General features: G+C 61.2%; 12 protein-coding genes. All 12 read right to left on the bottom strand.

Annotated elements, in window-relative coordinates; all coding sequences use genetic code 11:
- Window positions 1-203 precede the first annotated feature (203 nt).
- Entirely contained in the window at window positions 204-1,331 is a 1,128-nt protein-coding gene (gene aroB, locus LPB405_RS08890) for a 3-dehydroquinate synthase (RefSeq protein ID WP_005505930.1), read from the bottom strand.
- Between the two features lie 25 nt (window positions 1,332-1,356).
- Entirely contained in the window at window positions 1,357-2,859 is a 1,503-nt protein-coding gene (locus LPB405_RS08885) for a shikimate kinase (RefSeq protein WP_219101368.1), read from the bottom strand.
- Window positions 2,859-4,076, bottom strand: a complete 1,218-nt coding sequence (gene aroC / locus LPB405_RS08880) for a chorismate synthase (RefSeq protein ID WP_219101366.1) — start codon at window positions 4,074-4,076, stop codon at window positions 2,859-2,861. Before aroC ends, LPB405_RS08885 begins: the two co-directional genes overlap by 1 nt.
- Window positions 4,077-4,195: 119 nt before the next feature.
- Window positions 4,196-5,131 carry a shikimate dehydrogenase gene (locus LPB405_RS08875; RefSeq protein WP_219101364.1) on the bottom strand — a complete coding sequence of 312 codons (936 nt, stop codon included), beginning with the start codon at window positions 5,129-5,131 and terminating at the stop codon, window positions 4,196-4,198.
- A gap of 247 nt (window positions 5,132-5,378) precedes the next feature.
- Complete coding sequence (mltG, locus tag LPB405_RS08870; protein WP_070599980.1) at window positions 5,379-6,572, bottom strand: endolytic transglycosylase MltG; 1,194 nt, start codon at window positions 6,570-6,572, stop codon at window positions 5,379-5,381.
- Complete coding sequence (gene ruvX, locus LPB405_RS08865; RefSeq protein ID WP_012903482.1) at window positions 6,569-7,132, bottom strand: Holliday junction resolvase RuvX; 564 nt, start codon at window positions 7,130-7,132, stop codon at window positions 6,569-6,571. The genes mltG and ruvX overlap by 4 nt, the downstream gene beginning before the upstream one ends.
- Window positions 7,133-7,134: 2 nt before the next feature.
- On the bottom strand, window positions 7,135-9,822 hold the full coding sequence (gene alaS, locus LPB405_RS08860; RefSeq protein ID WP_219101362.1) for an alanine--tRNA ligase: 2,688 nt from the start codon (window positions 9,820-9,822) through the stop codon (window positions 7,135-7,137).
- A gap of 132 nt (window positions 9,823-9,954) precedes the next feature.
- Complete coding sequence (locus tag LPB405_RS08855; protein ID WP_219101360.1) at window positions 9,955-10,452, bottom strand: peptide chain release factor 4; 498 nt, start codon at window positions 10,450-10,452, stop codon at window positions 9,955-9,957.
- Complete coding sequence (locus tag LPB405_RS08850) at window positions 10,452-10,889, bottom strand: DUF948 domain-containing protein (RefSeq protein WP_219101358.1); 438 nt, start codon at window positions 10,887-10,889, stop codon at window positions 10,452-10,454. The genes LPB405_RS08855 and LPB405_RS08850 overlap by 1 nt, the downstream gene beginning before the upstream one ends.
- Window positions 10,890-11,194: 305 nt before the next feature.
- Window positions 11,195-11,827, bottom strand: a complete 633-nt coding sequence (rpsD, locus tag LPB405_RS08845; protein WP_005508739.1) for a 30S ribosomal protein S4 — start codon at window positions 11,825-11,827, stop codon at window positions 11,195-11,197.
- A 699-nt stretch (window positions 11,828-12,526) separates the two neighbouring features.
- Window positions 12,527-14,041 carry a replication-associated recombination protein A gene (locus LPB405_RS08840; RefSeq protein WP_219101357.1) on the bottom strand — a complete coding sequence of 505 codons (1,515 nt, stop codon included), beginning with the start codon at window positions 14,039-14,041 and terminating at the stop codon, window positions 12,527-12,529.
- 131 nt (window positions 14,042-14,172) lie between these two features.
- Window positions 14,173-14,607 (bottom strand): D-aminoacyl-tRNA deacylase, encoded by a 435-nt coding sequence (gene dtd, locus LPB405_RS08835; RefSeq protein ID WP_219101355.1) that lies wholly within the window; start codon window positions 14,605-14,607, stop codon window positions 14,173-14,175.
- Window positions 14,608-14,649: the final 42 nt, after the last annotated feature.

The raw sequence follows: 14,649 nt of genomic DNA, 5'->3' as shown, positions 1-14,649 counted from the left end.
CTCACGCCGTAGTGGTACCCGGCGCGGCGCTAAGTTTTCAATGAGCAAAAATATGTCCCGTACATTCTACAGGATGCGCACGAATTTGCCTAGCAGGGGCGCCACAGTTTTTCTGTGGCACCCCGCCCGGCTGCCGCATGCTGGTGTGCATATGCTGGCAGCCGCGTGGCGGGTGCATCCGGTAAATGTACGGGACCCGTCACCTACTCGGTAATCTCCTGGTAGGTCATGTACAGGATCGAGTCGTCCGGCACCTCGTAGACGCGCGGGCGAGCCAAACCGTCAAGAATGATGAAGCGCAGCAGGTTGCCGCGTGCCTTCTTGTCGCGGCGCATTGCTTCGAGCAGCTGGGGCCATGCGTCTGCCTTGTAGGAGGTGGGCAGGCCCAGGGATTCGAGGATGCGGCGGGTACGTGCCACGAGTTCTTCGTCGGCGTGGCCGGTTGCCAGCGCCAGTTCGGCGGCGTAGACCATGCCGACGGACACTGCCGCGCCGTGACGCCACTGGTAACGCTCGTTGCGCTCAATGGCGTGGGCGAGGGTGTGGCCGTAGTTCAGGATTTCGCGGCGGCCGGATTCGCGCAGGTCCTCGGAGACGACCTCCGCCTTCACGCGCACGCTACGCTCGATGAGTTCACGCATCACGGCGGACTGCGAGTCGCGTACGGCGTTCGGGTTCGCCTCGATCAGATCGAGGATTTCGGGGTCTGCGATGAAGCCGCACTTGACGACCTCACCCATGCCGGTCAGCAGCTCATGCTCAGGCAGGGTGCGCAGGGTGCCGATTTCGCAGAGCACCGCGGCGGGCGGCCAGAACGCGCCGACCAGGTTCTTACCCTCGGCGGTGTTGATGCCGGTCTTACCGCCCACGGCAGCGTCCACCATGCCGAGCAGGGTGGTCGGAATGTGGATGACGCGCACGCCGCGCAGCCAGGTTGCCGCCACGAAGCCGGCAACGTCGGTAATAGCGCCGCCACCCACGGAGATGATCGCGTCGGTGCGGGTGAAGTCGTTCTGACCGAGCACCTGCCAGCAGAACGCCGCCACCTGGTAGTGCTTCGCCTCCTCAGCATCCGGGATTTCGGCGCTGAACGACTCGTAGCCCATGGCACGCAGGTCTTCCATGACCAGCTCACCGGTGGAACGCAGGGCACGCGGGTGAATCACGAGCACCTTCTTGGTGCGGTTGCCCAGAATTTCGGGGATTTTACCGAGCAGGTTGTGGCCGATGAGAACCTCATAGTTCTCACGCGGGGAGCTGCCAGTCACCGGGATGCGGGTGATATCTTCCGCGCCGGAGGCACCGAAAGTGGGGGTGGGCTGAGTGCTCATCATGTGTCCTTTCACAGGTGAGGGGTTATGCTTGGGGGCGCTGCGCACGGGAGGCACGGGTTGCGGTCACGTACGCCTGGATCTCGGCGGTCATCTCGGTGATGGGGCGGCCGCCTCGTGCATCCAGGGTGAAGTGCGCCAGCTCTTCGTATCGGCTGCGGCGGCGCTCAAAAATTTCGGTCCACCGCTCAACCGGGTTCGGTTGCAACAGCGGGCGGGTCTTGTTGCCGGTAATGCGCGGGGTGACGGTGTCAGCATCAACGAGGATGTACACCACGCATTCGTCCTTGAGCAGCTCCGCCACCGAATCGGTCATGGGCGCGCCACCGCCCAGGGAGAACACCGTGTTGCGGTACACGGGCGAGGTGAGGACCTCTTCAATGGTTTTGCGTTCGAGCTCGCGGAAGTGTGCCTCACCAAAAATCTCGAAGATCTCGGAGACTTCGCCGTAGCGTTCCACAATGAGCTGGTCAGCGTCGAGGAACTCGTAGCCGTAGAAACGCGCCAGGTGCGTACCAATGTAGGTCTTACCTGCCGCCATGGGGCCGATGAGCACAATGGGGCGGGAGCGTTCCGCGAAGTTCTCGTGCATTTCACGCACCTGCTGCGGGTGGATGCGAGCACCGCAGGCGGACTCGTCTTCTGCGAGTGCCTCTGCGGGGGTTTCTTCCGGCGCGCCCAGTTCTTCCAGCGCAACGGGTTCTTCCGGCATGCATGCCTCTGCGGGCGCGGCAACCTGAACCTTACCGAACAGCGCCGGGGTCGGACGAACCGGCTTGGCGTGTTCAGCCGCGGGCATAGCTACGGGGGCTGCGGGCGCAGGCTGAGGTTCCGGAGACTGCGGTTCAGCCTCCTGCACGGGAGCAGAAGCGCTCTCCCCCGCCGCAGGCTGAGCCTGTTTCGGAGGTGCCGGCTTGGGCGCGGCAGGCTTCGGCGTAGCGACTACCGACGGCGCGACCGGTTTTGGAGCTGCGGGCTTGGCGGGTGTAGGCTTGGGTGCAGTCGGCTTGGGTGCTTCCGCCGTCGCGGGCTCCTTGCCGGATTCCTCTTCGGCGGTGCCCATGCCCTGCAGGGCGCTGAGCAGCTTCAGGCGCAGGTCCTCGTCCAGACCGAGCGCCGGGTCGGCGTCCTCAGACACCGAGGAGGCGTACAGGCGCACACCCTGCGTGTTCGCCGCAGCGGCGGCGGGCAGGGAGCGGGCGCCAGAACGCATCAGGTCAGCGGGGGTGGGCACGCGAGAAGCCGGGCGGGAAGAATCCTCACGCGCAACAGTCTCACGAACCCCAGCGCCAGCAACCTCAACAGCCTCAGCGCCCGCAGTCTCAACACTCCGCTCAGCCGCAGTAGATACACCGGGTTCTGCGCCGGGTTCCGGGCGCGGCGAAGCGCCCCCTCGCGCACGCTGCGTAGCCGCAGCAATACGCGCAAGGGGGCTCGAAGCGACCGGGCGAACACCCCGCTCCACAGAAACCTCCCCGGAACCGCGACCCTTCGTGCCGCGGCCCTCAGACTCCGCCGGAAGGGGCACTACGCGTCCCAACCAGCCACGTTAGACTCCCACGCCAGAGACGCCGGGATAGCGTCCAGGTAGGAATCCATGTTGCGGCGAGTCTCACCAATGGAGTCGCCGCCAAACTTCTCCAGTGCCGCCTCAGCGAGCACCAGGGCGACCATAGCCTCCGCCACCACGCCGGCGGCGGGAACAGCACACACGTCCGAACGCTGGTGGTGGGCGCGAGCCTCTTCACCGGTGGAAGTGTCAATGGTCTTCAGAGCCTTCGGCACGGTCGCAATGGGCTTCATTGCCGCGCGCACACGCAGCAGGTCACCGATGCTCATGCCACCCTCAATACCACCTGCACGGTTGGTATCGCGGGTCACGCCGTGCTCACCGATGGAAATCTCGTCGTGAGCGGCAGTGCCCGGGCGGTCAGCGGTCGCGAAACCGTCGCCAACCTCAACGCCCTTAATAGCCTGAATACCCATCAGCGCTGCGGCAAGGCGCGCGTCCAGGCGGCGGTCCCAGTGCACGTACGAACCCAGTCCGGGAGGCATACCGTACGCGAGCACCTCAACCACACCGCCGAGAGTCTCGCCGTCCTTGTGTGCCTCGTCCACGCGCTGAACCATCGCGTCGGAAGTTGCCTTGTCGAAGCAGCGCAGCGGGTCAGCGTCCAGCTGATCAACATTGCGGGGCGAAGGCACCGGGGCACCCTCGGGAGCGTGCACGCCACCCACAGCCACGGTGTGAGAAACCAGCTCAACACCCAGAGCCTTCAAAATCTGGGCGGCAACCACGCCGAGCGCCACGCGGGTTGCGGTCTCACGTGCAGAGGCGCGCTCCAGCACCGGGCGAGCCTCAGAGAAGTTGTACTTCTGCATGCCGGTAAAGTCGGCGTGACCGGGGCGCGGGCGAGTCAGCGCCGCGTTACGGGCACGGTTCTCAATTAGCTTCGGATCCACCGGGTCAGAGCTCATCACGTCAGTCCACTTGGGCCACTCGGTGTTCGCAATCTCAATCGCGACCGGGCCGCCCTGAGTCAGGCCGTGACGCACACCGCCCAGGATGCGCACGCGGTCCTCCTCGAACTTCATGCGGGCACCGCGGCCGTAGCCGAGGCGGCGGCGAGCCAGGGCGTCACGCACCATATCGCTGGTGAGTTCCACACCGGCGGGCACGCCCTCAATAATGCCGACGAGCGCCTCGCCGTGGGATTCTCCGGCAGTGAGCCAACGCAGAGCCATAGGTTAACCTCTTTTCATCGCACCCGCACCGCAGCGCAGGAGGAAGGAATAATAATTCTTCACGTGTATAAATAGTGTATAAAATGCCTGTTTACTGAGCGAGTGAAAGCACACTTTTTTCACGAAACGGAAGCACGAGGGGCAAGACCAACCGCCGCGCACATCGCATTGATTAGACCCAGCAGTTCGGCGGGCTGCAGTTCACGGCCGGTAAACAGCAGCACCTGCTCCACCGCCTGATACAGCAGCATCTCCAGGCCAGAAACCACCGTGCCGCCGTTAGCCTCCCAAGCGCTCGCCAGCACCGAAGGCCACGGGTTATACGCAACATCGAGCAGTACCGGCCGGTGCGTTGCGGAGGCGCCCTTCAGCCCGCTCAGCTGGCTCGCCCACTCATCCGCCGCATGGGCAGGAAGAGTAGACACCACCGGGTGATGACCGCGCTCAGCAAGATTCTGCGGTAGCTCAGCCAGGGAAATCTGCTCCAGCTGAACGCCCAGGCGGTCCGCCGCCTCCTGCACGCTACCGAGCTTATGCAGGGAACGGGCGTACACGCTCACACGGGAATACCCCAGCAGATGCAGAGCGGTCAGGGCAGAAATAGCGGTCGCTCCGCCACCCACAATCGCGGCAGAATCCTTGAGTGGCTGCGGTTCCAAACCGGCGTGGCGCAGCGCGTTCACAATGCCGATCACGTCCGTGTTATCACCCAGCACCTTCTCACCGCGCGGATACACCGTGTTCACCGCACCGGTCACGCGGGCAGTCTCACTCAGCTCATCGCAATACTCGATAACAGCGGTCTTCAACGGCATCGTCACCGACAGGCCCGCAATATACGGGGCGTCCTCCGTACCGTCCGGGTGACGCACACCGTGCGTAATCTCCGGCAAATCATCGGGCAGAGTATCGCGGCGATCATAACCCAAATTCTGCTCACCCAAAAAGTCATACGCGGCACGATGCAGCGCAGGCGACAGCGAATGCGCAATAGGGTGCCCCAGCACGTAGGCGCGGCGAAGATACGGGGCCTCACGGTACGGTTCAGTCTTCATCGATAGATACTCTTTCGCTCTCAACGCTGGGGAACGCTCTCAACGCTGGGGGTTTGGGGCTTGCGGGCTTGCGGACGCGCACGCCACAAACCCGCGTTCATGGGCGCACTCTACCCATTTTAAGGGACAAACCAACATTCGGGTACAGCAAAGGCGGGCACCTCCCCCACTCTCGTGGAGGCGGTACCCGTCTCAGCAAGGAACCTTCAGTCCGAAGCTACCGAATCATAGCTACCGGCTAAACCGATTAGCTACAACGGTTCGGGTGCTTAGAACACCACTGGTTGTACTCTTCAACGTAACGCTGGTGCTCAGCGTAAGTGCGGGAGTACTTAGTCTCACCGGAATCCAGGTCCACAGTCACCCAGTAGTAGTACGGGTTCTTCTCAGGAGCCGCAGCAGCCTTAATCGAAGCCAGCTGCGGGGAACCAATCGGACCCTTCGGAAGACCCTTATTCGCATAAGTGTTGTACTTATTGCTCTTATCGGCCTTCTGCTCTTCAGTCAGGTGGTACGAACGGACACCCAGACCGTAAGTCACGGTCGCATCCGACTGAATCAGACCCGAGGTCTCACCATCGGGGTTGTTCAGACGGTTCTCAATGATGCCTGCAACCGCCACGTAGTCCTTCGGCTGAGCCTCAAGCTCCACGATGGAGGCGATGGTCAGAACCTCGAAGGTCTTCTGGTCGCCGCTCACGCCGGCTTCCTTCAGGTCAGCCTTGGTCTTATCAACCATGGTCTGAATGACCTTCTTGATGTCGGTGTCCTTCGGGAAGCGGTACTCACCCGGGTGCAGCCAACCCTCAATCGAGGGGAAGTTGCTCGGCACACCGTACTGGGTGTAGTTGCTGACCGCGTCCTCAACCTGCTTGCGGGTGAACGCGCCATCGGAGCCAGAAACAATCAGGTCGATGGTCTCGCTCACGCGCTTACCCTGCGGAATCGCCAGGTACAGTACGTTGCTGTTCGCCTCGATAATGGTCGTAATCGCGCTCGAGCTGCTCATGTGCTGCTGCAGTTCGTAGGTGCCAGGCTGCAAGTACTTGCCCTTGCTCTCCTTGGTGTACACCTCAACGAACTTATCAGCATCAGCAATAACGCCCGCCGCTTCAAGCTCCTGCGCCACCTGCGCGGTAGACTGGCCGGAACGAATCGTGAACGTCACGGTCGTACCGTTACCGCCACCCGAGTAGTCACGAGTCTTAAACGGGTCGTAACGAGTAATCAGGGCACCAGAAATGATGACCAGAGCCACGACAAACAGGGAAATTGCGCTCAGCATGATGGCGCGGCGGCGGCGCTTACGCGCACGCAACGTAGCCACCGACACGATTTCCTGTTCCATCGTGATGCCGGTGATGCCCTTACGTTCATCCTCGGCTGTCGGCCTAAAGAGGTCGAGCCCGCTCTCTTCGGGATGTTTATTCTGTTCGGTCACTGAAGGTTCTCCGTTTCGTTGACGGCACCAACCGTGGTCCCTTCTGACTCGGACGGTCGGTTTTCTTCGTGGGCCGGATCGCTCACCTTGTACCCGGCTACGGACTGCCCCGCCTTGAGGGCATCCAGGCTGTACTGCAGAATGTTCACAGCCGCCACCTGGTCAACCATAGTCTTGAAATCTCGGCTGGAAACCCCAGCCTCGTGCAGTGCACGGTGAGCGCTCACGGTGGTGAGTCGCTCATCCACCAGCCAAATGTTAATGTGTGTTTTCTCTTCGGCATCCAGCTCGGAGCGCAGAGCCTGAGCGTACTCCCGAGCCATTTCCGTGGAGGGAGAATCCCCACCACGCATGGTCTTCGGAAGCCCGACGAAAACCTCCACCACCTCGTTCACCTCAATCAGCTTACGCAAAACACGGCGGTCAGAGTTCTTCTTCGCGTCGCGACGCAGCGTCTTGAGCGGGGTGGCGAGGATACCGTCGGGGTCGCTGAGGGCGGTGCCGACGCGGGCATTACCCACATCGACACCCATCCGCACTCCGCGCTGGAATTCTGCCATATTTAGGCCTGAGCCTGTGCGATAGCGTCGCGGACAGCGTCCAGTGCAGCACCAATCTTGGATGCATCCTGGCCACCACCCTGAGCGACGTCGTCCTTACCGCCGCCACCGCCGCCGAGAACACCGGCAGCGACGCGGACCAGAGCGCCAGCCTTCACGCCAGCCTCACGAGCACCCTCGTTGGTTGCCACCAGGACGACGGGGCGGCCATTAGCCACACCCACCACGGCGACAACAGCGGCCTCGGAGCCGAAGCGCGAACGCAGATCCAGAGCCAGCTCACGAACGCCGTTAGCGTCCAGCTCGCCAGCGTCATGCGCCAGAACGCGAACAGAACCGATGGTCTGTGCGTTCTCCAGCAGCTTGCCAGCCTCAGCCTGCAGCTTCTCGCGGCGCAGCTGAGCCAGTTCCTTCTCAGCAGCCTTCAGCTTAGCCAGAGTCTGGTTAATCTTCTCGGGCAGATCAGCGGAAGACTGAACCTTCATCAGGCCGGTCAGCTGGTTCACCAGGGTACGCTCAGCAGCCAGGTGGTTGAAGGAGTCCAGACCCACCAGAGCCTCAACACGGCGGTTACCGGAGCCAACAGAGCCCTCGGTCAGCAGGGTCAGGGAGCCAATCTCAGCGGACGAACCAACGTGGGTACCACCGCACAGCTCGCGGGAGAACTCGCCGCCGATTTCAACAACACGCACCACATCGCCGTACTTCTCACCGAAGAGGCTCATAGCGCCCAGAGCCTTAGCCTCAGCAATCGGCATCTCACGAGTAATCACCTCGTGGTTATCGCGGATCGCGAGGTTAGCAACCTCTTCAACCTCACGCTTAGCGGACTCGGACAGACCCTCGCCCCACGCGAAGTCGAAACGCAGGTAGCCTTCCTTGTTGAAAGAGCCACGCTGAGTAGCCTCGTTGCCGAGCACCTGGTGCAGGGCAGCGTGAATGATGTGGGTACCGGAGTGTGCCTTCTCACCGTCGCGGCGGCGCTGAACATCAACCTGTGCCACGACATCGGCACCGGTGTGAACCTCACCCTCACGCACAACGGCGCGGTGAACGCTCAGGCCCTTCACGGGCTGCTGAACGTCCTGAACGTCAATGATGAAGCCGTTGCCGGTAATGACACCGGTATCAGCAGCCTGGCCACCAGCCTCCGCGTAGAACGGGGTCTCGTCCAGGACAACCTCAATCTTGTCGCCAGCCTTAGCGGCGGGAACAGACACGCCATCCACCAGGATTGCACGCAGCTTAGTCTCAGTACGCAGCTCGGTGTAACCGGTGAAGATGGAGCCGCGCTCGTCCACGAGCTTACGCAGCTCGGACAGGTCAGCGAACGCGCCCTTCTTCGCCTTAGCGTCAGCCTGCGCACGGTGACGCTGCTCAGCCATCAGCTCACGGAAAGCCTTCTCGTCAACCTTCACGCCAGCCTCAGCAGCCATCTCCAGGGTCAGGTCAATCGGGAAGCCGTAGGTGTCGTGCAGAGCAAACGCCTCAGCACCAGAAACAGCGTTGGAGCCGTCCTTCTTAGCCGCAGCAACAGCCTCTTCCAGACGCTCAGTACCGGTCTCAATGGTGTGCAGGAACGCCTTCTCCTCAGCGTACGCAATACGGGAAATACGCTCGAAGTCGTCAGCAACGTACGGGAACGCACCCTTCATCGCATCACGCGAAGCCGGGAACAGCACGGGCAGGCAGGGCTCAGTAACGCCCAGCAGACGCATCGCACGGATTGCACGGCGCATCAGACGGCGCAGAATGTAGCCGCGACCCTCGTTGGAGGGGGTCACGCCGTCAGCAATCAGCATCAGCGAGGAACGGATGTGGTCCGCAACCACGCGCATACGCACGTCATCCTCGTAGCCCTCGTCCTCAGCGGACTCAGAGCCGTGGTACTTCTTACCGGACAGCTTAGAAGCAGCGTCCAGAACGGGGCGAACCTGGTCGGTCTCGTAGAAGTTCTCAACACCCTGCAGCAGCATGGCAAGACGCTCAACGCCCAGACCGGTATCGATGTTCTTCTTCGGCAAATCACCCAGAATCTCGAAGTCATCCTTACCGATGCCCTCGCCACGCTGGTACTGCATGAACACAAGGTTCCAAATCTCAATGTAACGGTCGTCGTCTGCCGCCGGGCCGCCTTCCTTACCGTACGCGGGGCCGCGATCGTAGAAGATCTCCGAGTCAGGGCCTGCGGGGCCGGGCTGACCGGTGGACCAGTAGTTTTCCTTCATGCCCATACGCTGAATACGCTCAGCCGGGAAGCCCACCTTGTTGTGCCAAATGTCGAAAGCCTCATCGTCACCCTCATAAATGGTGACCCACAGGCGCTCCGGATCCAGGCCGAAACCACCCTTATCCTGAGGGGTGGTCAGCAGCTCGTAAGCAAACGGAATCGCCTGCTCCTTGAAGTAATCACCGAAGGAGAAGTTACCAGCCATCTGGAAGAAGGTACCGTGACGCGCAGTCTTACCAACCTCTTCAATGTCCAGGGTGCGGATGCACTTCTGCACGCTGGTCGCGCGGGAGAACGGAGGGGTCTCACGGCCCAGGAAGTAGGGAATGAACGGCACCATACCGGCAATGGTGAACATAGCGCCGGGCTCGTTCGAAATCAGCGATGCCGAAGGCACCACAGTATGGCCGCGGGAAGCGAAGAAATCGATCCAACGCTTAGAAATCTCCTGTGAGAGCATCTCGTTCCTTAGAGTAATCTGTGCGAAATTCTAAATTAGTCTACTGACCTATGGTGCCTGTCCGAGAGCAAAATGGCTAATCGAGCCATCCTCGTACCGTGGTTAACGGACAAAAGCACCACCTTTAAAAACCTAGTTGAAGAAGCCGTCGCCGAGCTGACGGTCACGCGCAATACGCTGCTCACGCGCTCGCTTCTGAGCCTCTTCCAAGGAGGCAATCTCAGCCTCCACCTCAATGAGTTCACGCTCAGCCAGGCGACGGTTCGTGGACTCAATCTCAGCCGAACTCATCTGGCGGTCCCACGTATCCAGGGAGCCAGGACGCAAATCCTGCTTCTGGCGCTCCACCTTAGCGTTGAGCTCCATCTCCTTCTCCTGCATGCCCTCACGCACGCGGGCCGCGAACTCAACAGCACGCAACGCATACGGCTGCAGGGGCTTGCCAATCGGCGAATCGAAGAACTTTCCCATCTGAGACTCCGGGTTGAGGGCAAGCTCACCGTGCTCACGCATGAGCAGGGCGCTGCCGGGGGTACGCTGAGCAGGTTCGGAGGTGGCGGCACGCCTAGAAGCGAAGTAACCAACCGCCGCGCCGGCGCCAAGCAGAAGAGCTGAACGAAGCAGACCCATTAGTTCTTCTCACCACCTGCAGAGTAAGAGGACTGTGCCGAACCATACTGACCGCCAGCGTGGTTGTTGCCGGTGCCGTGTGCATCGCCGGACTTGCCGCCGCGGAACGCCTGACGCACACCGTACGAGAAGGACGCAACCTTAATCAGCGGCTGACCCACAGTCGAGGTCACCAGCGAGGACAGCGCAGAAACGTTCGCGGACGCATCCGAAACGTTCGAGGTGATGTCGTCAACCTTCTCCAGCTGCTCATTGGTGGTCACCACAGTGCGGGTCACCTCTTCAATGAGGGGGCCGGTGCTCTGGTTCAGCGAACGAATCGTCACGATAAGCTCATCAAACACCTTAGTCAGGCGAATAATGGGTAGCGCAAGAAGAGCCACCAGAATCGCAAAAACTCCTGCTGCAATCAGGCCCGCAATATCTCCGCCGGTCATCTATATCCCCATTCCGCTCAATGCATGATGCTTATCAATAGTCGTACAGGACCGCATGCCACCGTGGCACGCAGCCGGATTGTGCGTACAGTTCAGGACTGTATACACAGTTCAATCCCCTATTTTAGTCGAAAAATCCTTCAAGCGCCCCCTAAACTCTCATGAAACTCCCAGCGACGGAAGATTCACAGGTTCAGCGGCACCACTGCCCTCTGGTGTATATACCCCAAAAACCCGCGCGTTAAACGGGAACAACCCGCCCCCACCGAACGGTGCAGGACGGGTTGCTTCTCGAAAAATCGAGATTATGCCAGACGCGAGTAGTACTCAACGACCAGCTGCTCGTCGCAGATCACGGGGATCTCTTCGCGCTTGGGCTTGCGCTCAAGCTTTGCGTGCAGCTTCTCGATCTCAACGTTCAGGTATGCGGGAACCTCGGGCAGAACTGCCTGGTTCTCACCTGCAGCCGCAGCCTGGAAGGGGGTGGTCTTCTCAGCCTTGGGGTGAACGTGGATCAGCTGGCCGGGCTTGACGTGGAACGAGGGGCGGTCCACGCGAACGCCGTCAACCATGATGTGACGGTGAACAACCATCTGACGTGCCTGTGCAATGGTGCGGGCGAAGCCTGCACGCAGAACCAGAGCGTCGAGGCGGGTCTCGAGCAGCTCGACCATGTTCTTACCGGTCTGGCCCTCGGTACGCTTTGCCTCGAGGTATGCGCGGCGCATCTGTGCCTCGCGGATGTTGTACTGAGCGCGCAGACGCTGCTTTTCCTTCAGCTGGGTAGCGTAGTTGGAGTCAGCCTTCTTACGGGCACGGCCGTGCTGGCCGGGGCCGTAAGGACGACGCTCGAGGTACTTTTCTGCCTTCGGGGTCAGTGCAATGCCCAGGGCACGGGACTGACGCACGGTACGGCGGGTGCGGTTGTGCTTAGCCACAATCTACCTTTCATATGTGAGGCTCCTGCACCCTCACGGATGGGGCCTCGGTCTGTTGAATACTGGCCTCCTCGGTTGACCCCGCCGGAATCCGTACGCGACCGGTTCGGTCGTTGCTGTACGGCGGTGGGGCGGAGAGCTCGGGGCAGAGTACCCCGCAGCTACATTACTGACGCTCGCAGAAATGCGGGCATAGTAATTGCCAGACCCGTCAAGCTTACCGGATGTGCCAGGGCTTTACCAGCCTTTTGGGAAATCTTTGGTTCAAATCACTGTGCGTGTGGGTTTTTAATACTTACCCACACGACCCCCACAGGAATTATTTATGCCTGTCAGGACTCTTTAGGTGCGACTTCCCCGAAAAATTGCGGCGCTAAGATGTTGGATTGTAATCATTTCGTTATTTTTAACCTGTGTCTTTATGGGAAATAGCTTGAATCAGACCCCCATATCGCCTAGACTAGAAACCATAACAAGCTTGGCGTCCGCCCTTCCGGGAAGGCCGATAGTCAAGACGTCTATCACAACTCAAAACTCTGACGCGGTGCGCAGTACTACCGAGGTACTACGCACCGCTTTCTGTTTGCGCTCAGCCCTATACGGCTGCTTGCTCTATACGGTTGCTTTCCTGCCGAGGCGCATCACTCCCCCGGTGGTCAGCACTCAAAGTAGTAGACGGCTCGATGGGAGCCGCGTGAGCTACCGGGTCGTATCCTGCACCGGAGCCGCATCCAAAATACGGCGGATACGCTCACGACGCTCCGTCAACGTACGCTCAAAACCATGCTGAGTCGGCTCGTAGTAGACCGTACCGCGCAGAGTATCCGGCAGGTACTGCTGCGCCGCCACATGCCCCGGCTCATCATGCGCATACACATACCCCACGCCGTGACCAAACTGCTTAGCCCCCGCATAATGACCATCACGCAAATGCACCGGAACCTGACCCGAAGCACCCGCACGCACATCCGCAATCGCGCGGTTAATCGCGTTATACGCCGCGTTCGACTTCGGCGCGAGCGCACAATAAATCACCGCCTGCGACAGGATAATGCGAGCCTCCGGCATGCCCACCAGCGCCACCGACTGCGCCGCAGCCGTCGCCACCTGCAAAGCCTGCGGATCAGCCAAACCAATATCCTCACTCGCCAAAATCATGATGCGACGAGCCACAAAACGCGGATCCTCGCCGCCCTCCAGCATGCGCGCCAAATAGTGCACCGCGGCGTCCGCATCAGAGCCGCGCATGGACTTAATGAACGCACTCACCACGTCATAATGCTGATCACCCGAACGGTCGTAGCGGATCGCGGCGCGGTCCACCGCCTCCGTAGCATGCGCCAGGGTGATGCGCACGGGCGCGGCAGGGTCAGCCTCTTCGGCACCGGTTTCTGCGGGGCCAGTTTCTGCAGGGGCATTTCCCGCAGCTTCAGCCTCGCTAAACGCAATCGCAGCCGCCGCCTCCAGCGAGGTCAGGGAGCGGCGAGCGTCGCCTCCGGAAACCGCCGCGAGGTGGGCGCGCGCATCCTCATCAATGACCGCCGCACCGTCAAAACCACGCGGATCGGCCAGCGCACGGTCAATCAGACGCTCAATATCGGACTGCTCCAACGAATGAACCCGCAGCAGCAGCGAGCGCGACAGTAGCGGCGAAATAATGCTGAACGACGGGTTCTCCGTCGTAGCCGCCACCAGAATCACCCAGCGGTTCTCCACGCCGGGCAGGAGCGCATCCTGCTGAGCCTTCGTGAAACGGTGAATCTCGTCGAGGAAAAGCACGGTGGTCGTGCCGTACATGTCACGGTCGAGCAGCGCCTGATCCATGACCGCGCGCACGTCCTTCACACCCGCGGTGATCGCCGAAAGTTCCACGAACTTGCGGCCCGGCGCGCGCGCAATCACATGCGCCAGAGTGGTCTTACCCGTACCCGGAGGGCCGTACAGAATCACCGAGGACGGGCCAGCCGGGCCGGCGTTCTCCCCCGCCAACACGCGCAGGGGCGAGCCGGGGGTCAGCAGATGCTCCTGGCCGAGAACCTCGTCAATGGTGCGCGGACGCATGCGCACCGCCAGGGGTGCGCGGGACGCCGAACGGGCAGAGCGCGCACGCGGCATCGAGGCACGCGAGGAGGCGGGCTCCTCGGCGGGCGCGCCAATCAGGCTCACGCGGTCCCCGTCGTCGGGCAACTCAAGATCAAAGAGGGAATCAGCCATAGTCTTACTCTATCGTTTCACAGGAAATTTCGGTCATGACTTCGTGACTCTGGTACGGGTTAAAGACCCCCACCAAAGTCACTAACTCATGACCAGAATTTAGGACCTATCGTCTAAATTGTGAGCCGCTCTTAGAGGGTCTCACTATCGAGAATCAAGGTCACCGGGCCGTCATTGACCAGCTCCACCTGCATGTCCGCACCGAACACGCCGGTCTCCACGTGCAGGCCACGCTCACGCAGCGCCTGAACATAGTCGTTGAACAGCAGCTCACTCACCGCACCGGGCGCAGCGGCAGACCAGGAGGGGCGGCGGCCCTTCTTTGCATCCCCGTACAGGGTGAACTGGCTGACCGCCAGCACGGGTGCATCCTCATCGAGGAGGGACTTCTCCCCCTCCAGCAGGCGCAGGTTCGCGGTCTTATCGGCAAGCTTCGCAATCTGCGTCGCACCGTCACCGTGCGTGATACCGACCAGCACCAGGTAGCCGGGCTGCTCAATCGCGCCGACCGTCTCACCCGCCACGCGCACCGCCGCGCGGGTCACGCGCTGAATAACTACTCGCATCGTTCACCTTTCAACTGGGTTCATCTTTCAACTGGAGCCGGC

Source organism: Rothia mucilaginosa (assembly GCF_019334805.1).
GTDB lineage: Bacteria > Actinomycetota > Actinomycetes > Actinomycetales > Micrococcaceae > Rothia > Rothia mucilaginosa_C.
This window is presented reverse-complemented; position numbering and strand designations above follow the sequence as displayed.